18 protein-coding genes are annotated in these 17799 nt (G+C 70.1%); 8 read left to right on the forward strand and 10 right to left on the reverse strand.

Translation table 11 applies throughout. The features are described 5' to 3' along the window. The first annotated feature begins 37 nt into the window (after positions 1–37). The gene (locus WMF27_RS16825; RefSeq protein WP_437944281.1) at positions 38–607 is read left to right on the forward strand and encodes an SgcJ/EcaC family oxidoreductase; all 570 of its coding nucleotides are present in this window, start codon (positions 38–40) and stop codon (positions 605–607) included. 33 nt (positions 608–640) lie between these two features. On the opposite strand, the gene WMF27_RS16830 is transcribed toward WMF27_RS16825, so the two are convergent. Further along, positions 641–1885: a glutathionylspermidine synthase family protein gene (locus tag WMF27_RS16830; protein ID WP_437767864.1), complete on the reverse strand. Its 1245-nt coding sequence runs from the start codon at positions 1883–1885 to the stop codon at positions 641–643. Continuing rightward, complete coding sequence (locus WMF27_RS16835; protein ID WP_437553418.1) at positions 1882–2733, reverse strand: DUF350 domain-containing protein; 852 nt, start codon at positions 2731–2733, stop codon at positions 1882–1884. The genes WMF27_RS16830 and WMF27_RS16835 overlap by 4 nt, the downstream gene beginning before the upstream one ends. 159 nt (positions 2734–2892) lie before the next feature. Here WMF27_RS16835 and WMF27_RS16840 point away from each other — a divergent pair, with 159 nt between their 5' ends. The 3 genes from WMF27_RS16840 to WMF27_RS16850 are packed head-to-tail and all read left to right on the forward strand — an operon-like array spanning position 2893 to position 5761. Next, positions 2893–3831 (forward strand): hypothetical protein, encoded by a 939-nt coding sequence (locus WMF27_RS16840; protein WP_437944282.1) that lies wholly within the window; start codon positions 2893–2895, stop codon positions 3829–3831. Between the two features lie 5 nt (positions 3832–3836). Next, on the forward strand, positions 3837–5186 hold the full coding sequence (locus WMF27_RS16845; RefSeq protein WP_437944534.1) for a hypothetical protein: 1350 nt from the start codon (positions 3837–3839) through the stop codon (positions 5184–5186). Between the two features lie 2 nt (positions 5187–5188). Beyond that, a complete protein-coding gene (locus tag WMF27_RS16850) occupies positions 5189–5761 on the forward strand; it encodes a hypothetical protein (protein WP_437767862.1) in 573 nt (190 codons plus the stop codon). Between the two features lie 599 nt (positions 5762–6360). Here WMF27_RS16850 and WMF27_RS16855 read toward each other — a convergent pair. The 3 genes from WMF27_RS16855 to WMF27_RS16865 all read right to left on the reverse strand — a co-directional run bounded on the left by WMF27_RS16855 (position 6361) and on the right by WMF27_RS16865 (position 8930). Further along, the gene (locus WMF27_RS16855; protein ID WP_437944283.1) at positions 6361–7206 is read right to left on the reverse strand and encodes a hypothetical protein; all 846 of its coding nucleotides are present in this window, start codon (positions 7204–7206) and stop codon (positions 6361–6363) included. 259 nt (positions 7207–7465) lie between these two features. Next, positions 7466–7657, reverse strand: a complete 192-nt coding sequence (locus tag WMF27_RS16860) for a hypothetical protein (protein ID WP_437767860.1) — start codon at positions 7655–7657, stop codon at positions 7466–7468. A 478-nt stretch (positions 7658–8135) separates the two neighbouring features. After that, on the reverse strand, positions 8136–8930 hold the full coding sequence (locus WMF27_RS16865) for a hypothetical protein (protein WP_437767859.1): 795 nt from the start codon (positions 8928–8930) through the stop codon (positions 8136–8138). Between the two features lie 180 nt (positions 8931–9110). Here WMF27_RS16865 and minC point away from each other — a divergent pair, with 180 nt between their 5' ends. Next, positions 9111–9956: a septum site-determining protein MinC gene (gene minC / locus WMF27_RS16870; RefSeq protein ID WP_437767858.1), complete on the forward strand. Its 846-nt coding sequence runs from the start codon at positions 9111–9113 to the stop codon at positions 9954–9956. 6 nt (positions 9957–9962) lie between these two features. Here minC and WMF27_RS16875 read toward each other — a convergent pair whose 3' ends face one another. Further along, positions 9963–11702 (reverse strand): ABC transporter substrate-binding protein, encoded by a 1740-nt coding sequence (locus tag WMF27_RS16875; RefSeq protein WP_437944535.1) that lies wholly within the window; start codon positions 11700–11702, stop codon positions 9963–9965. 320 nt (positions 11703–12022) lie between these two features. Here WMF27_RS16875 and WMF27_RS16880 point away from each other — a divergent pair, with 320 nt between their 5' ends. Continuing rightward, the gene (locus WMF27_RS16880) at positions 12023–12694 is read left to right on the forward strand and encodes a cyclase family protein (RefSeq protein WP_437767857.1); all 672 of its coding nucleotides are present in this window, start codon (positions 12023–12025) and stop codon (positions 12692–12694) included. 84 nt (positions 12695–12778) lie between these two features. Here the strand turns inward: WMF27_RS16880 and WMF27_RS16885 are convergent, their stop codons facing one another. Continuing rightward, a complete protein-coding gene (locus WMF27_RS16885) occupies positions 12779–13744 on the reverse strand; it encodes a DUF4423 domain-containing protein (RefSeq protein ID WP_437944285.1) in 966 nt (321 codons plus the stop codon). Positions 13745–13853: 109 nt separating this feature from the next. Between WMF27_RS16885 and WMF27_RS16890 the strand changes: the two genes are divergently transcribed. Further along, positions 13854–14543 (forward strand): hypothetical protein, encoded by a 690-nt coding sequence (locus WMF27_RS16890; RefSeq protein WP_437944286.1) that lies wholly within the window; start codon positions 13854–13856, stop codon positions 14541–14543. Positions 14544–14578: 35 nt separating this feature from the next. Here WMF27_RS16890 and WMF27_RS16895 read toward each other — a convergent pair whose 3' ends face one another. From WMF27_RS16895 to WMF27_RS16905, 3 genes are all read right to left on the reverse strand, one after another. Continuing rightward, positions 14579–15016: an NADAR family protein gene (locus WMF27_RS16895; RefSeq protein WP_437944287.1), complete on the reverse strand. Its 438-nt coding sequence runs from the start codon at positions 15014–15016 to the stop codon at positions 14579–14581. A 75-nt stretch (positions 15017–15091) separates the two neighbouring features. After that, on the reverse strand, positions 15092–16267 hold the full coding sequence (locus tag WMF27_RS16900; RefSeq protein WP_437944288.1) for a sugar ABC transporter substrate-binding protein: 1176 nt from the start codon (positions 16265–16267) through the stop codon (positions 15092–15094). Between the two features lie 254 nt (positions 16268–16521). Next, positions 16522–16701: a hypothetical protein gene (locus WMF27_RS16905; protein WP_437767852.1), complete on the reverse strand. Its 180-nt coding sequence runs from the start codon at positions 16699–16701 to the stop codon at positions 16522–16524. Positions 16702–16967: 266 nt separating this feature from the next. Between WMF27_RS16905 and minD the strand changes: the two genes are divergently transcribed. Further along, complete coding sequence (gene minD / locus WMF27_RS16910; protein ID WP_437767851.1) at positions 16968–17795, forward strand: septum site-determining protein MinD; 828 nt, start codon at positions 16968–16970, stop codon at positions 17793–17795. The last annotated feature ends 4 nt before the right edge of the window (positions 17796–17799 follow it).

Genomic DNA, 17799 nt, shown 5'->3' on the forward strand with positions numbered 1-17799 from the left:
TTGACGTTCCGCGCCGGTTCGCAGTAAGTGGCGTCCCATGCATAGAGCCCTCGCCATCACCGCGCTGCCGCTCCTGGTCCTCGCGTGCGCCCCCGCGACGCCCCAGCCTGTCGCGCCGGCGGCGCCAGCGCCGGCCATCGCGGCGGCGGCGCCCGACGCCCGCGAGCAGCGGGCGCTGGGGGAGCAGCTCGTCGCCGCCTTCAACGACGCCTGGAACCGGCACGACATGGATGCGTTCGCCGCGCTTCAAGCGGAGGACGCCGATTTCGTGAACATCTTCGGGATGTGGTGGCATGGGCGGGACGAGATCCGGGCGAATCACGTCGGCATTCACAAGAGCGTCTTTGCAAAGAGCCGCCTCGCCAGCGTGCGTGTCGAGACACGCTTCGTCGCGCCGGACATCGCGGTCGTCCGCTGGGCATGGGAGCTGACGGGCGTCGTCACCCCGGATGGCCAGCCCGTGCCCGACATGCAGGGCATCCTGGTGCACACGGCGCGGCGCGCGGGGGACCGGCTCCAGATCGTGACGACGCAGAACACGCAGGCCACCGCCGACGCGTTCCGCGCGGTGCGCGCCATGGATGCCCCGGCCCGCCCCGCCCAGTAGCCGCCCGCGGGCGCGCTCGCCCTGCGAACGCGCCTACCGCACCAGCGCCGGCGCGCTCAGCGCCGCCGCGTCCGTCATCCCGGCCTGGACGCGCGCGTAGATGCCGCAGGCCTCGCCGGCGATCAGGTAGATGCCGTAATTGACCGACTCGCGCCGCGCGTTCTCCAGGGCGGAGAAGTACCGCTGCGCGATCCACCGCCCCTCCCGGGCCTTGGCCAGGGACGCGCGCCAGACCTCGTCGGGGGTGTGGCGCCCGAGGATCACCTCTTCTCCCTCGGCGCCGTAATCGCTCTTCAGGACCCACTCCTCGCGCTGCGCGAGGAGCAGCTCGGGGTGCACCGTCTCCAGCCGCGATGTCACCGGGACGTGACGCTGGATCACCGACTGCGCGTGCGGCGAGAAGCGATGGAGGTGCTCCCACATGAACGCCATCGAGCGCTTGTTCTGCGGCAGCACGGCCCCGAGCGGGTTCAGGATGGCGGCGCGCCCGTCGGCGGCGGCGGACAGCACGGCGCCGAGCGGGCCGGCGAGCGGCTCGGCGTCGGGGATCTGCTCGTCGGTCCACACGCTCGAGCGCTCTCCCCACCAGTCTGTCTTGTAATGGCGCAAGAGGACCGAGAAGGGGACGTCGAAGAGCGACAGGCCGCGGTCGTCGTGGCCGAGGTTGTACGGCGAGCCGAGGAGCACGGAATACCCGCGCTCCGTGAGCCAGCGCCGGTAGAGGCGGACGACCGAGAGGTCCTCGGTGAACTCCGTCGGATAGACGAAGCCGAGGCGCCGCGTCGCGGCCTCGCCGAGGAGCGCGCGGGCGACCTCGTCCACCATCGCGCAGAACCGGGCGCCGAGCTCGCCGTTGGGGTCGCGCGCGCCCGGGTGATCCGGCGCCGCGAGCGCGCTCAGCACGACCGCCTCCGCCTCGCCCGTCGGCGTGTCGCAGTTCAGCTCGGCGATCGCCGGGCCCTCGTCCGTCAGGAAGACGTCGGCGCGCGCGATGCCGTGCCACAGCGGCTGTGACGAGAGCCACATCGCCTTCTGACAGGGTGTCAGACAGAAGAAGTCGTCGAGCAGCGACGGCTCGTCCGCGACGATCAGGCAAAGCTCGTTGTAGACCGCCGCGACCTCCTCGGCGGCGCGGTACAGGGCGCGCTGCTCGGCGGCGGTGACGAACACCGGCTCCTCGCGGAAGCGCGGGGCCCCGTCGCACCAGGGGTCGGTGATGAGGCCCGTATCGACGATCTTGGCGGCGAAGGCGTCGTAGGCGCGGTCAGCGGAGGTCATAGGAGGCGCGCGATGGCGATCGCGGTCGCGAGGTAGGTCGTCGCCTCGAGCGCGCCGAGCCCCTCGTTGCGGTCGGCCGCGATGCCGGCGTCGAGGCGGCCGCCGCGCAGCGCGAGCGGCGCGCCGAGCAGCACGCTCTGCACGAGGAGCTGCCGCACAGGGTAGAGGGCGAACAGATAGAGCAGCACCCCGCCATAACCCTTCAGCGAGATGAAGAGCCCCTCGAAGTCGCCCTCCAGCGCCCGCGCGATGATGATGGCCACCGCGATCGAGGCGCCGGCGTAGCTCAGCGCGGCGGCGAGGTTCTCTCCCTGGATCTGCTCGGCGTCATCGTACGTGGTGAGCGCCCGGAAGAGCGAGATGAACACGTGCAGCGTGATCTGCGCGAGGACGAAGAAGCCGAGCGAGATCGCGAGATCGCCGAGATCCTTGCCCGCGATCGCGCGCGAGGTGATGAGCCCGGTCGCCACGTAGTGCGCGCCCGCCGCGAGCCCCGCGGCCGCGTTGCCGCGCTCGATCTCGGCCGGGAGCCGCGCCCTGAGCAGAAGGCGGATCCCGAGCTGGCCGGTCGCCAGCACGAGGAGCAGGCCCACGACGGCGAACGCGCTCACCCAGAGGAGGTCGCGCGCGAAGCCCTCCCCCTCGAGGCAGTTCTTCACGGCGTTCGCGGCGACGAGGAACACCGCGAGGACCTGGCCCACCGTGAGCAGCCGGCGGGCGGCGTTGCTCTCCGTGAGATCGCGGGCGACCGTGTGCGCCGGCGAGAAGACCCTCTGCCCGATGCGCAGCAGGGCGAGCAGAGCGAGCGTGGTGCCCAGCCCGAACCCCATGACGTAGGACAGGTCCATGGGACGCACGCTACAGAACGCGCCGCGCCCTCACAAGCCCAAGCCTCGCGTCACGCCGCCGCGAGGCGCAGGCGGGCTTCGGGGTTTGCGGGGCGCCCCGCGCTTTGTGATATGGGTAGGCCTGCCGGGCTGTGACGCCCTGGCTCCCGCGGCGGACCCATGGTCGAACCTCCTTGTGACTCCGGCATCCACGGCATCTTCGCGCGACCCTATATCGATCTCGAGCCGTACCTCGATCTCGCCCCGCTCGGCGAGATCCACGAGGAGATCTGCCTCGGGCTCACGCAGGTGCCGATCGATTACACCGGCGGCAGCCACCGCGCGATGGGCATCATGCCGCCGTCGCGCCGCGGCGAGGCGTTCGCCGACTACGGCGAGGTGATCCGCGGCCTCGGCGACGAGGAGTTCGCCACGTTCCAGCGCCTCTCGGACGACCCCTCGTCGATCGAGAGCTCCGCGCGCGCCGCGCTCGAGTTCGGCGAGGAGCGCGAGATCCCGCTCTCCCGGCGACAGATGCTGTGGCTCAAGTTCCGCCATGGGGTGTACTTCCCCTGGAAGGTCTATGTCGAGCTCATCCCGAACCGCACCTGGAGCGACAAGAGCCGGAGTGAAGGCAAGGACTTCACCCGCCTGGCGAAGTCGTTCTTCCCGAGGACGATCGCCTACGTGAAGCGCCTGCCGTTCTCGTCGATAGGGCGCTGCAACATCATGGGTCTCGAGGCCAACGATCACGGCACGGTGCACCACGACGGGGAGGGGACGCCAGGGGAGGAGAGCGCGCCGGGGGAGGGGAGAGCGCCGGACAGCGAGCCCGACCACTTCATCACGCTCTGCCCCGCGGGCAACAAGCGCCTTTTCCTGTGGGACGAGCGGGCGCGGCGGAAGACGGCGGTCGCCGGTCGGGCCTACTGGTTCAACGATCACGATTACCACGGCGTCGAGGCGGACCCGTACTTCAGGTACTCGGTGCGCATCGACGGCACCTTCACGCCGGAGTTCATCGAGGCGCTCCGGCGCGACCACGCCAGGGCGGTCGGTGTCGCGCCGCCGGCGCCGGCCGAGCGCGCGCCGCAGGGCGCCGGGGAGGCCGCCGCGTGAGCAAGATGGACGAGCCGTTCGAGCGCGACGAGGTGCTCGACAAGCCAGGGATCGTCGGGGCGCGGTGGTGGCACAAGGGCCTGGCCGACGCGCCGAAGGACGCGTCGCGGCGGAACGCGATCCTGGCCGCGCTCGGCGCGGTCGGGCTCGTCGGCGTGGCGGCCGCGATCGCCGTCGCCGCGGACGGGTGCTCGGGCGATGAGACAGCGGTGCAGCGGAAGCGGGCGCTCGACATGCAGCGGACGTTCGGCTGGAGCTTCGGCGCCGCGCAGGAGAGCGTGACGTTCGACGGCGAGTCGAAGAAGCCGTTCGACCGGGCCGCGCTCGCGAGGATGTCCACCGACCTCAGGCCGGCGGACGAGGGCGCGCGCGCCTACTACGTGCCCGCGCTGTTCGAGTCGCCGTCGGCCGTGCCCACGCTCGTCGCCGAGGGGGATCCGGCGCCCATCACGCCGCTCAGGGACGTGCTCCGGCCGATCTTCACGCCGGCGATGGACCGCGCCTACCGGAGCGGCAAGGCGCTCGCGTCGCTGCTCCTCGCCGCCCGGACGGACAGCGGCCTCCGCCGCGACATCGCGGTCATCGTGGATCTCGACGGCCCCGAGTCGGTGGCCTTCGCCGCGGGCGCGGCGGAGGCGTTCGACCCGGTGTTCACGTTCGACAATTGGCCGCACCCGCGGGGCGTCGTCAAGGCGCACCTGACGCTCGCCGCGGCGGCGTACTACCAGCCGCTCTTCGCCCGCTCCGTTCCCGGCCCCCGCGCGACGATGTTCGTCCTCGATCGACAGCGGCTCTCGCCCTATTCGGACGACGCCACGCAGTTCGACAACCGGCATGTCGCGAGGCTGCCGTCCGCCGATGCGCTCTGGGACAGAGGGGTTCGCCATGTGCTCTATGTGGTGCCCACGGAGAGGGACACGACCGAGTCCGACGACCTCAACGACGACCTCGTTGCGTTCCGGTCGCGCCGGCTCGATGTCGGGTTGATGGCCGCGAACGTCTTCGCCGCCGACCCGGCGGAGCCGAAGCCCGCGAACGAGACCGAGGACTGGCCTCCCTATTACTATGGCGGCCGCGCCGCGTCGCACGGCTGGTTCTGGATCGACTATCCGTGGGGGCCGCCCCCTCGCCCGGCGCCGGTCGAGCCGAGCGCGCCGAGGCCCGGCAAATTGTACGTGCCGAAGCAGCGCGCGACGCCGTTCTCGAGCAGCGCCGCGTCGAGCGGGGTGTCGCCGATCCCGGACGCCTTCGGGACGGTGCCAGTCGTCGTGGCGCTCGGCACCGGCGTGATCCTCGGCGCGGCGCTCAGCCGGAGCGGCTCGTGGAACCGGGCTTCGGGCGGATACGGAGGCTGACCGTGGAGCACTCGATCTTCGCGATGGAGGTGTGCGCGCGCATGGACCCCGGGAGCACGCTGCAGCGCGCGCTGCACGAGGCCGTCCAGGTCCAGTTCGAGAAGATGAGCCTGCAATACAAGTGGTACCAGTACCGCCGCGCGCAGATGGCGCTGCTGTCCAACCTGCACGCCATCGAGAAGGGGTGCTGGGACTACTTCGACGACGACTCCCGGGCGCTCAACGATTACGGCATGTGGTCCCGCGGCATGATCACGGAGGAGGGCGCGCGCAAGGGGCCGTCGGGGACGCCGGACCCGTACCGCGGCCAGCCCCGCTACCTGACCTTCACGATGGCGTTCCTGCTGATCCAGGGCTCACCCACGGATCGGATGCTCCGCACGGTCTGCGACATCCCCAAGGATCGCCTGTGGCGCCGCGACGTGTTCGGCCACATCCTCCAGAACCTCGGTCACGTGAGCTTCGCCAGCGTGAAGTCGGACGTCATCTACCTGATCCCGCGGGACGAGGGCTGGGCGCTGACGGCCGACGATCTGACGGATCCCAAGTTCCACTACCTGCGGAAGATCGTGTAATCGCGTGAACCGGGGGATACCGTACTGAGAAGGTCCACGAGGCGTTGAAGGGCGAGACGCCCACCCGCCGGCCGCCCCGACCTTTACACCCCGACCCGGCGCGCCGATAGCCGATACTCGCCCCGTGCAACCAGCGACGGTCTTCGCGGAGCGCTACCGCCTGGAGGGCCGTTCATCACGGGCCGGCACAACCTCGGCTTCGCCCTCGGCCGATCTTGGAGCTCGCGCGGGAGTGGCTCGGGGCCGCTGCCATCGCCCCGGCGTTTGCTGGGGACGGCTGGCCACCGGCGTAGGCGTGGAGGCTGATTCAAACAGCCCTCGCGGCGATCCGCCGAGTGAGCAATCAATCCTTCAAGCCTGAGCGCGCCCCGCTCACTTCATGGATGTTACGGGTCGCAGCCCACGTCCCGCCCGATCACAGTGCGACGACGTGCACGCCACGTCGTTTCAGCGAATCTGCCCGCGAGTTTCGGTCCTCGGCCTTTGCGGGTAACCGCATGGGTCCTATGAATTGTAAACCTGTCGGTCACATCCTTCGCGCCGCGGGCGGCGCGACGTGGAGACCGGCCGCCAGCGGTCACCCGTCGCGGAGGAGCTCATCAAGGCTCGCCATACAGCTCCGCCGCCCCTGCCTTGTCGAGCCAGGTCAGCACGTAGTCTCCCCCGTTGGTGCCCTCGCACCGGCTCTCCGCGTTGTAGTGCATCACCGACCCCGGATCATACGGCGTGAGCGCCCGCCAACCGGGACGTTCCCTGCAGGCGCCGTTGCCCTCCGGCCGGGCGTGCTCGTGCCGGAAGCCGAGGACGTGCCCGAGCTCGTGCCGGAGGACCCCGGTCAGCGTCCTCGAGGTGGCCCGCGCGATGTTCTCTAGATCGACGAAGACCTGGTGATACCCCCGCGCGACCATGCTCGGAAGGAAAGCTCGCCCGTTGTACGTGGTGCCGCTGGCGGGGACGACCTCGAACAGCACGGGATGCTCCTCGTCGTACTCGCAGGCCTCGTCGTGGTCGGGCTCGTAGACGAAGCGGACGGCGGCGGCGCTCGCCCAGGCGGACCCGGCCGACAGCGTCGCGGCGACCACCGCGTCATGATCGTCGCCGAAGCGCGGAGAGACGCAATACGTCAGGTTCATCTTCTGCTCGTCGCTCCAGCGGTCATCGCTCCCGTCGCTGCGCGTGTTGACGATGAGCGCCCCCGGCTGCTGGTACGCGGCGGAGAGCCCCTTCAGGGTCACGTCGTCGTGGACGCCGATGTCGCCGTCGACGAGATAAGCGCCGTCGTTCGGATCGCGCGGGAGGCTGGCCTTCCATTCATCGAAGCTCTGGTACGTATCACCGACGGGCTCGCCCGCATCGGACGACGCGTCGACGACGCAGCCCGACGCGATTACGGAGGAGGCGAACAAAAGGAGGAGAGAACCGTGAATGGATGGAGGGATGAACATGGTGAGCTCCTTACTCGGGCCGATCCGGGCCAACACCCCATGACTGCGCAAGCGCCATGCCAGGGCTTCAAGGCCGCCGGGAGGATGGAAGTTCCCGTGCCAGGTTCGATCGCCCCGGTGGAGGTGCGAAGCGGCCGCCTCGTTGTGCGTTCCAGGGCCACAGACGATCTCCTCATGTGGCATCAGTTCTCGTCCATCGAGGCGCGGCTCGGTGCTCCTGAGTTGTGACCGGTGTGGTCGCGGCGCGGTGACCCAGGGGTCACCTCTGCCCCAGCGCGACGACCACGGCCGTGACGGGGATCATGTACAGCGCCTCCTCGAGGCCGGGGTTGTGCCGGATGAGCCCGTCCGTGTACTGCTGGCCGAGGAAGAAGGTCGTGACCTTGCCGGGATGATCGAAGGCCACGAAACCGCCGAGGCGACCCGCGGTCCAGCGGAACAAGAGGACCAAGGCGATGGCGTCCACGTAGCGCCACGCACGGCCACCGAGCCGGGCGGGAAGAGCGCCGCGCCCATGACCGCGCCGAGGAAGCCGCCGAACGACCAGCGCCGCCCCGCGCGGCGCCCCGGCCGGTCTCAGGGCACGCTCTGGTGTCCCGCGCCGGCCGCCCCGCCCGGGCGCATCTGCGCGACCCGACGACACGCGGCGGCGCAGCGGCGGCATTCGTCGGCGCAGGCCTTCATCTGCGCGTCACCCGTGACACAGGGCGATGCTTGGAACAGATCGGGGTGGATGGGATTCGAGGGTGGGCGATGGGATCGATGTGACCTGCACGGTCACTTTGAGCTATCCGAGCGACCAGGCTGTCACTGTCCGCAGCCGGTGCGCTGGCGCGAGCACGCCGCCGTGGGCAGGGAGGCGATGCCGCCACGGAGCAGCGCCACGTCGGCCGCGGCGACCGGGAGGTTCCGGCTGTGACACAGCGGTGCTAGAACCACGTCTCCCAGCGGCCGCTGTCGATCTCGGCCGCGTGCACCGTCGCGGAGATGCGGTCGCGGTCGCCCGGGAACGGCTGTATCTGGTGCAGGCGGTAGCTGTCGATGACCAGCGCGCCGCCAGGGCTGTAGCCGGCGACGAGGCTCCGCGCGGCGAGCGCCTCGTCGCCCGGGTCGTCTCGCCCGTCGTAGAGGACATCCCACAGCTTGAGCCCCCCGTCCGCGTCCGGGAGCTCCAGCATCACGACGACGGTGATCGCGCGGAGCCGGCGGGCAAGGTGGTAGTCGGAGAGCCCCTCCGTATCGAAGTGGATGACGCCGCCCTCGCGCGCGACCTTCTCCCCCGCAGGGAAGATGTGGACGCCTGGCCCGCAGAAGCCGCGCCGGGGCTGCGCGAGCCCGCCGGTGAGCGCCGCGACGAGTTCGCGCATCCTCCGCTGGAGCCCGGGGAGGTGGCGCTCGACACGCGCATCCGAGGCCGCCGCGTCGGCGAAATAGACCCGGGAGCGTCCCTCTTCCAGGTGCGTGTAGAAGGCGCGCCCGAGCGAGAACTGCTCGCCTCCGAAGTCGGCAGTCCACTCGGCGCGGGCCGCGCGGACACCCGCGACGAGCGCGGCGCGCTCCGCCTCGGAGAACACGCGCGGGACCTCCAGCGCGAAGTGGCGATCGAGCGCGTCGACCGGCCGGGGCGTCGCGCGCGGGGACGCGGGAAAGGAAGAGAAAGCGGCGGAGGACGAGGCGGGCGGGGGATCGAGCCGCAGTACGGAGGCGCGGCGCGCGGTCGGCATGGCCAAACCACCGTTAGCACCGCGCGAGGCGGCCAGCCAAGCAGCGGCGCGCCGGCCGCAGGCAGCGACGCGCCGGCCGCGCGGCGAGGCCCGGAACGCCTACCGGTTTTTCCCGCGCGAGGCGCCGGATCCGGGTTACAGTGCCGCGGCGGGAGCACCTTTTTGCGAGCGAGGACAGCGATGGTGTCGGGCAGGCGAGGGGAGAAGCGGCAGGAGCAGCAGGCGTTTGCGCTCAAGGGCACGATGCCCGCCATCACGATGCTCTGTCTCAAGACGGCGGATGTCTCGGCCGTCGAGCGTCAGCTCGCCGACCACATCTCGCAGATGCCGCACTTCTTCCTGCACCTGCCGATCCTGCTCGACCTGGCGGAGCTCGGCGACGAGCCCGTCGATCTCGGCGCCCTCGCCGGGCTGCTGAGGAAGCACAACCTCGTGCCCATCGCCGTGCGCAACCCGACGGACGCCCAGCGCGAGCGGGCCGTCGCCGCCGGCCTCGGCGTGCTGCGGACGCCGCTCACGCGCTCGTCTCGCCAGGCCGCGCCGGCCGAGGGGAGCACCCCCACGCCGGGCCCTGTGGCGGTAGGGCCCGCGCCGGACCGCGGCGCGCCAGGGGCCGCCGCGGCGGAGCGCGGCGCGGCGGCGCCCGCCCGCCGCCCGAGGGAGGCCGCGCCGCCGCCGGACGCGGCCGGGGAGCCGCCGCCGGCGGGGCTCACCGTGCGGCAGCCGGTGCGCAGCGGGCAGGTCATCTACGTGCCGCACGGCGACCTCGTGGTCCTCTCGCCGGTCAGCTCGGGCGCGGAGCTCATCGCGAACGACAACATCCATGTCTATGCGCCGCTCCGCGGCCGCGCCATGGCCGGCGCCCACAACAACGCGGACGCGAGCATCTTCTGCATGAGCCTCGAGGCGGAGTTCGTCTCCATCGCCGGCCGCTACCTCATGGCCGACGAGATCCCCGACGAGCACCGCGGCAAGCCTGCCCGCATCTCGGTGCAGAACGACGGGCTCGTCGTCACGCGGCTCTAGGGCGCGTCACCTCGGCCGGAGCTCGGTCAGGACGAGCAGGTACTCCGGCGGGTTGTTCGGCGTCAGCTTCGCGTACGGGTTCTCCATCGTCGGGAAGCCGGTGAACCGCTTCGTGCTGTATTCGCCCCACGACGGGTTGTTGAAGAGCGGGATCACCGGCGCGGCCTGCACGAAGATCATCTGCAGCCCGTCCAGGATGCGCTTCTGATCGGCAGGGGACGTCGCGGACTCGAACGCGTGGAACAGCACGTCGGCCTCCCTGGCGCCGAAACGGTGCCAGTTGCGCGGCGCCACCTCGCCGAGCGGCTTCACGAGATCTGCGCTCATCAGATCGCGGTAGAAATTGTACGGCGTGGGCTCGACGCTCGTCCAGCCCATCGACAGATCGAACAGGCCCTTCTGCAGCGCCGCGTAAAACGCGCTGAAGTCGTAGGTCTTCATCGACGCGGCGATGCCCACGCTCTCCAGGTTCTGCGTGATGATCTGGACCGCGCGGACCCAGTCGGACCAGCCGCTGACGACGTTGATCTCGAAGTGCATCGGCTTGCCGAGCCTCGTCCGGATCCCGTCCGCGCCCCTCGGATAGCCCGCCTCGTCGAGGATCTGGTTCGCCCGCTGCGGATCGAACTTCACCCAGTCGCCCGCCTGCACCGCCTTCTCGCTGCGAAACCGCTCGTAGGAGTCGTCCAGCCCCGTCGCGTCCGCGCCATGGGTGTAGTTGTCCGCGGCGAGCTTGACGATCTGGTCGCGGTCGATCGCCATGCTGATGGCCTTGCGCACGCGCACGTCGTCGAACGGCTTCTTCGTGGCGTTCGGGTACAGCGTGGCGGTGCCCCCGACGAGCGGGAACCAGTAATGATGATGGGCCGGATCCTTGGCGACGAAGACCCGCTCGATGTCCGGCACGAACGCGCCCGCCCAGTCGATCTCGCCGTTGACGAGCGCCAGGGTGACCTGGTCGTTGCTCGGATACGCCGGGAAGCGCAGCCCGTCGACCGCCGGCTTGCCCTCCTGCCAGTAGCGCGGGTTCTTGCCGAGCTCGTACACCTGGTTCTGGAAGACCTTCACCTCGGTGAAGGGCCCTGTCGCCACGGGGTTCTCGTTCGCGAACGTGACCGGATCGACGACGTCCTTCCACACGTGCTCCGGCACGATCGGCTGGTGGCCGATGTAGCTGAGGCCGGGGACATAGGGCCGCCGCAGCGTGAACTCGACGGTGGTGTCGTCGATCGCCGTCACGGCGCCGAGGAACCGCCACACCCCGGCGAGATCGAGCGCCGCGTGCTTCTTGAGGAGCGCGAACGTGAACGCGACGTCCCTCGCCGTGAACGCCTGTCCGTCCGACCACTTGACGCCGGAGCGCGTCGTGAAGGTGAGCTTCTTGTTCGCGTCGCTCCACGCGTAGCCCGTCGCGAGCCACGGCGTGTAATCGCTCCGCATCGTGTTGTAGACGAGCAGCGGCTCGTAGATGCCGGCGACCGTCGGGAAGCGCGCGCTCCCCTCGGGGAGCAGGGGGTTGAAGTTGCGCACCCAGGTGGCCTGCTGCTCCCTCGCGATCGTGACCACCGCGGCCCGCTTCGGCGGGGACTGCTGCGCGGAGGCGGCCGCCGCCTGCGCCGACCCCCCCGGCGTCGCCGCCCGCTCCGGAGCGGCGGACGGGTTCTCGCTGCCATTCTTCGAACGACAGCCCGCCGCGGCGCACGTGGACAGCAGCAGCGCCGACAGGACGAACGCGCGGCGCGGCATGGTTCGACTCATCCCAGACATCCACCTCTCCACGCGGGCGATCTCGACCCCCCCGCGACGCTCCGTTCCCGTGACCACTCCAGCGACGACGCCCGGCCCCCGCCGAGGCACCCATGCACGACGCGCGCCCCCGTGAACCATCGGGCCAGGGTTCGCCGCGCTCGCACTGTATCGGCGCATGTGAGCGTATGTCAACTCGACCGGCTCGCGCCCGATTTCTGGATCTCCTCGCGCCCACTCGCGAAACTGGCGGCGGCTCGGGGCCCCGACCGGGCGCACAGGAGGCTCCGCCGCGCGGAGCCCCTTCCAAGGAGCCGACCGTGACCACCCCCGTCTCACGAACCTTCGTCGATCTGAGCCACACCGTCGAGCACGGCATGACGACGTACAAGGGCGTGCCGGCGCCCGTCGTCTGCGATTTCCTCTCGCGCGAGCAGTCCCGCGGCGTTTACGCGGAAGGCGTCGAATTCCACATCGGCCGAATCGACATGGTCGCCAACACGGGCACCTACGTGGACAGCCCGTTTCATCGCTATGCGAACGGCAAGGATCTCGCCGGCTTGCCGCTCGAATCGCTGGCCGATCTGGAGAGCGTGGTGGTCGAGGCCCGGGGCCGGTCCGGGAGGGCCATCGACGCCGACGCCTTCGACGGGCTCGATCTCGCCGGGAAAGCCGTCCTCGTGCGCACGGGCTGGAGCGCTCACTGGCGCACAGACCGCTATTTCGAAGGACACCCGTACCTCACGCGGGACGCGGCGCAACTCCTGGCCGGCGCAGGCGCCGTGTTCGTGGGCGTCGACACCTACAATATCGACGACACGGCCGATCCCGCGCGGCCGGTCCACTCCCTCCTGCTCGGAGCGGACATCCCGATCTGCGAGCACATGACCGGGCTCGATCAGCTCCCCGCCGCCGGAGCCCGCCTCTTCGCCGTCCCGGTGAAGGTCCGCGCCTTCGGCACGTTCCCGGTCCGGGCGTTCGCCATCGTGTGAGCCGCGCAGGCCGCTCGGTGGAAGCTCGGTGAGGCGCGGGCTTCCCGGGCGCGGCGTCGCGGCGTCGCAACGCCCGCAGCCGGCTCAACCCCCGTCGAGCGGGAAGAGCTGCAGGTTCACGGCGACGACGCGCTCGGGCGGCCGTGATTCTGCGATCACCGCGCGCATGTTCTGGAAATAGCTCACGTGGAGCTCGGAGAGCTTCTCGAGATCGGCCGCGGAGACCGTGAAGACGTTGAACGAGAAGCGCCCCTCGGCCTTGCGTGTGAGCCGCGCCAGCCCGACGCCGGCCCAGAAGCACTTGAGCCGGTGCTCCGCGTCCGGATCCGGGCGCGTGTCCACCGTTCGGACTGGCGCGACGCTCCACCGCCCGCGGCTCCTCCGGATCTGGCCGGCCTCCGCGAGCCGATCCAGGCAGCGCGCCTCGTCCTCGACGGGAAACCCGAGCCGCCGCGCGATCCACCCCGGCTCGTGGCGCGGCAGCGCCCGGTAGGCCGGCAGCTCCAGCGCGAGCAGGACGGCGGGGAGCAGCGGCTCCTCGTAGACGGCGCGGCGCTGGGCCTCGAGCGTGCGCCACGCCGCGCTCGCCGCCGGGAGCGCCGCCGGGTCGGCGAAGAGCGCCACGAAATCGAGCAGGCGCAGCGAGCAGGCCTCGACCATCCGCAGGAAGTCGGGCAGCCGCGGCTCGGCCTCGCCCGAGAGCCAGCGCGCGACCGCGTAGCGGCTCCTGCCCGCGCGCCGCGCCACATCGACGATGGGCGACATGGAGCGCATCTCCGAGAGGAGCGCCGCGACGCCCTCGGCCGACGCCGGATCGGCGCGCGCGAGCCACGCGGGCAGCGAGGGGAAGAAGCGCCTCAGCGCCCCCGCGACGTCGACCCCCGCGCGCCGCGCGGCGACGAGGAAGGTGGCCGCGGTCGGCCAGCGCCTGCCGGACTCCCACGTGTAAACGACGTTGGTGCGGAAGCCGAGCCGGCGGCTGAAGGCCAGCTGCGAGCGCCGGCCGCGCAGGGCGCGGATCAGCTCTCTTGCAAGGAATTCATGGTCCACGTATCGCAGCTTCGCACATGGGGAGGCCTTTTTGCCCTATGGAATGTGCGAAGCTGACCTGGCGTCGCGTCGACCGCGAACGCAAGGTACGCCGCAGGAGGTCGTGAACATGCGCGAGCGGCGTTGGCTTTCTTGGGTGATCGTGGCGGCGACGAGCGTCGGGCTCTTCGGGTGCGTCGACGGCGCGGGCAGCGGGCCGCAGGGCGGCCAGATCGGCGGAGTCCACGGATCCGAGGGCGGGTGTGACGAGGAGAAGGAGGACATCGGCGCAGACGACGTCTCCCCGCTGGGCTTCTCGGCGCGAGAGGCGCTCACGGCGATCTCCGGAGAGCGCTCCGTCCCGCTCACGTGGGCGAAGGGCGGCAGCACGACGGCGACCGTCTCCGTGGGCGAGCTCGTCGCCGCGCGCTTCGTGCGATCGACGGTGGCAGAGGGCGATTCGAGCGGCGCCGAGCCGGCGCTCGCCGTGGATTGCTCGGATCACCTGCAGATCGACGTCCCGCTGGCCTTCTCGACCGAGGACGGCGCCTTCGACGAGTCGTTCGCGGTCACGCTCAGGGTTCCGCGGGTCGACGCTGCCAGCTTCTTTTACAAGATCGACCTCTCCGCGCTCCAGGGCTCGTACGAGGTCACCGAGGTCGATCCCGCGGAGTTCAAGGCGGTCACCGTGTACCTGAGCGGCGCGCTGAGCAGCGGCGCGGTCTCCGGCACGATCAGCGGGGTCGCCGAGAGCCACCCGACCGGGAGCGGGCCGGACGCGTTGGTCTCCGCGCAGCCGTTCGGCGTGGCGCAGTTCTGAGCGCGGAGCCGCGGTCGCGCGACAGCCCTGACGCGTCAGCGGCGCAGCTGCGCGCGGACTTCCATCAGGATGACGCCCAGCATGTTCCGCCCGCTCCCGTCGCCGCCGTCGGCCCAGTAGGCGTCGTTCGCCGTGTGCTCGACCAGCTCCGCGTCCCCGGTGTCGAGCAGGGCGCGCCGGAGATCCTCGTGCTGGGTGAACTTCGCCAGCACCACCTCGCGCATGACATCGTCTTTGACCTGCTCCCAGTCGGGGCGCAGCGGGCGGCTCCGCTGCCGGCCCATGCGCGCCGCCTCGCCGGGGCCGGAGGCGTTGCGGATCGCCTCCTCGTGCTCGGTGCCGGGGAACTTCTGGGCCTGGAAGTAGTGCTCGCTCGTGGGCCACACCTTGCCTTTGAGCGTGACCGGGTGGCGCGAGAAGTTGGAGAAGAACCCGTGAGCGTCGCCGGAGCGATAGAAGCGGATGACGGTCATGAGCCCAGTCTACCCCACGGCCCCGCGGCGCCGGGGTGGAACCTCGCCGCGAGCCCGCCGCCGTCCACGGCGCCGCTACTGGATCGAGCCGATCTGGTCGAGGAAATCGTTGTATTCGTCGAACTTGTCCTGCGGGACCACGTCGACGCCGATGTTGACCCGGTGCTCGTCGGGCATCTTGTTCTCGTCGACCATCAGCGGACGGAGGATCTCCTTCGTCGCTTCGAGGCCGATGTGCTCGATGCCGTAGAGAATGTAGGGCACGAGGTACCCCTCGTAGTACTGCCGCTGGACGATCGTCGCCTTGATGCGCTCCTTCTGCATGTATTCGACGGTCTTCGGATCGAAGTCGAACGTGACGATGGGCATGTCCGGCCTGCCGGCGGCTTCTGCGGCCATCACGCACCGATACGAGATGTTGAACATGCCGATCATGCCCACGACAGGCGGGTCCGCGCTCATGATCAGGCTCTTCAGCTGACCGACGTCGAAGTCTTCCTGGCCGTTGACGAAGGCGGCCTGGACCACCTGCACCGTGTAACCGGTCTTCCCGAGCGCATCCATGGCGCCGAACGTTCGCTGGGACCCGTCGTACCACTGCGCTGACGTGTCGCCGTGGAGCACCACTGTCCCTGGCGGGGGGGGCAAGCCTCCGATCTTGCTATCGAGGAGGGCCTGCGCCGCCTTGGCGCCGGCTTCCTTCTGGATGGCCCCGACGTAGAGCGTGCGCCCCGAGTCCTTCAGGTCGGTGTCGAACGTCACCACGTGGAGCTTGCTCTCCACGGCTTTCCTGATGGAGACCTCGTTGAGGGAATCGTAGGGCGATATGCCGATGCCCTGGGCGCCATCCTCTATCGCGTTCGCGATCTGTTGATTCTGGAGGCTCTGCGACGTCGTCCCGTCGTCCATCACCATCTGCGTGGTGGGGCCGAGCACGTTCCCCACGGCCTCGAGCTCCCCCATGGCTCGGTTCGCGCCGGTGGCGATCGGCTCGAAGAAGGTGGAGAGGTGCTTCAGCAGGACCACCATCTGAATCGGCTCGAGCCCACTCCGGTTGATCGCGTTGGCGAGCTTGTCGACCGTCTCCTCGATGTCCTCTGGCGTGAACTCGGTGACCGGAGTCCGGTCTCGCTTGATCAGCGCGATCTCCTCGGTTGGCTTGTCCGACTGGGGGGCGTCCTCTGCTGCGCACGCCGCCGTCATCAGCATGAGCCCGAGGGCCGTCATCCAGCGTCGTCCTGTCATCTTCATGACATTCCCTCCTCGGCGGTCGGCGAGCACGATGCCACGATCTGGGACGCGAATCCCACAAGCATCCTGGTCTCCCTACAGTGCGGCCGACATCTGCGATAAACCAGCACCATGTCGGTTCGACGGGCGCATTGCAGCGTCTTGGGCGTCCTGAAACCCATGTGTGCAATTTTGAGATACGACGTCGACGAAGCGACTGTCAATAGGCACGGAAAATCGCCGATGAGGAGTGGCGCGAAGGCGAGGTGACGGGCTTACGTGAGCTCGCTGAGCGCGCCCGTGGTGAGCGCCGGGTCGGGCTGGGAGCCGAACGGCTCGATCTCGACGCCGGACGCCTGGGCGATCCACCTCGGCGAGCGGCTCCCCCGAGCGCCGCCGGCCCGCCCCCCGGGCTTTCGTCTGGAGCGCGCCCAGCGGCTGATGAGGCGGCGCAACGCACGACCGGAGGGTGCACCTACATGTAGGTAACTTGGATCCAGATCGCCGGCCGGGTTACGCTGCAAGTTTCGTCGCGAAAAAGTTGTTCGTTCGGTTCGCGATGACGTACCCAGTCGAGCGCGTCCCCGGCCTCAATGGAATCGGGTGGGCGCCGAGCTCTCATCACGTCGACGCCGCCCCCTCAACGCCGGGAGGCGGGCATCCGCGCGGGCTCGGCCGTAGGACAGGCCACGTCTCTCGAACCATCTTAAGGAGGTTTCTGGTGTCAAAGGTAGTCGTCGTCACCTCGGGCAAAGGCGGAGTCGGCAAGACCACCACGACCGCAAACCTCGCGTCCGGCCTCGCGGCCGTCGGTTGCAAGACGATCGCCATCGATTTCGACGTGGGGCTCCGCAACCTCGATCTCGTGATGGGGTGCGAGCGGCGCGTGGTCTACGATTTCGTCAACGTGATCCGCGGAGAGGCGACGCTCCGTCAGGCGGTGATCCGCGACAAGAGGCTCGATTCGCTCTACGTGCTCCCCGCGTCGCAGACGCGGGACAAGGACGCCCTCACGCTCGACGGCGTCGGGCGCATCCTCGACGAGCTGCGGGGCGCGGGCTTCGAGTACATCTTCTGCGACTCGCCGGCGGGGATCGAGTGGGGCGCCCAGATGGCGATGTATTTCGCGGACGAGGCGATCGTGGTGACGAACCCCGAGGTCTCCTCGGTGCGGGACTCGGATCGCGTGCTCGGCCTCCTGGACGCGAAGACCCGCAGGGCGGAGGTCGGCGAGGAGGCGGTGAAGACGCACCTCCTGCTCACGCGGTACGCGCCGGCGCGCGTCGCCAAGGGCGAGATGCTGGCGCACCAGGACGTGCTGGAGCTCCTCGGCATCCCGCTGCTCGGCGTGATCCCGGAGTCGCCGGCGGTGCTCCAGGCGTCGAACGCCGGGACGCCCGTGGTGCTCGACCCGACGAGCGACGCGGCGCAGGCCTACCTCGACGTGGTCCAGCGCTTCCTTGGCGCGGAGCGCCCCCACCGCTTCCTGGAGCCGGCCAAGAAGGGGTTCTTCAGCCGAATCTTCGGTGGCCAGGCGGCGACCGTCTGAGGGA

The organism is Sorangium sp. So ce281 (assembly GCF_051527395.1).
GTDB lineage: Bacteria > Myxococcota_A > Polyangia > Polyangiales > Polyangiaceae > Sorangium > Sorangium cellulosum_B.

Bases quoted from the DNA above. Each gene is read 5' to 3' on its own strand.
- WMF27_RS16845 (WP_437944534.1), top strand. From the start codon at position 3,837: ATGGACGAGCCGTTCGAGCGCGACGAGGTGCTCGACAAGCCAGGGATC.
- WMF27_RS16825 (WP_437944281.1), top strand. From the start codon at position 38: ATGCATAGAGCCCTCGCCATCACCGCGCTGCCGCTCCTGGTCCTCGCG.
- WMF27_RS16865 (WP_437767859.1), bottom strand. From the start codon at position 8,930: ATGCCGACCGCGCGCCGCGCCTCCGTACTGCGGCTCGATCCCCCGCCC.
- WMF27_RS16830 (WP_437767864.1), bottom strand. From the start codon at position 1,885: ATGACCTCCGCTGACCGCGCCTACGACGCCTTCGCCGCCAAGATCGTC.
- WMF27_RS16895 (WP_437944287.1), bottom strand. From the start codon at position 15,016: ATGACCGTCATCCGCTTCTATCGCTCCGGCGACGCTCACGGGTTCTTC.
- WMF27_RS16900 (WP_437944288.1), bottom strand. From the start codon at position 16,267: ATGAAGATGACAGGACGACGCTGGATGACGGCCCTCGGGCTCATGCTG.
- minC (WP_437767858.1), top strand. From the start codon at position 9,111: ATGGTGTCGGGCAGGCGAGGGGAGAAGCGGCAGGAGCAGCAGGCGTTT.
- WMF27_RS16855 (WP_437944283.1), bottom strand. From the start codon at position 7,206: ATGTTCATCCCTCCATCCATTCACGGTTCTCTCCTCCTTTTGTTCGCC.
- WMF27_RS16835 (WP_437553418.1), bottom strand. From the start codon at position 2,733: ATGGACCTGTCCTACGTCATGGGGTTCGGGCTGGGCACCACGCTCGCT.
- WMF27_RS16875 (WP_437944535.1), bottom strand. From the start codon at position 11,702: ATGCCGCGCCGCGCGTTCGTCCTGTCGGCGCTGCTGCTGTCCACGTGC.
- WMF27_RS16840 (WP_437944282.1), top strand. From the start codon at position 2,893: ATGGTCGAACCTCCTTGTGACTCCGGCATCCACGGCATCTTCGCGCGA.
- WMF27_RS16890 (WP_437944286.1), top strand. From the start codon at position 13,854: ATGCGCGAGCGGCGTTGGCTTTCTTGGGTGATCGTGGCGGCGACGAGC.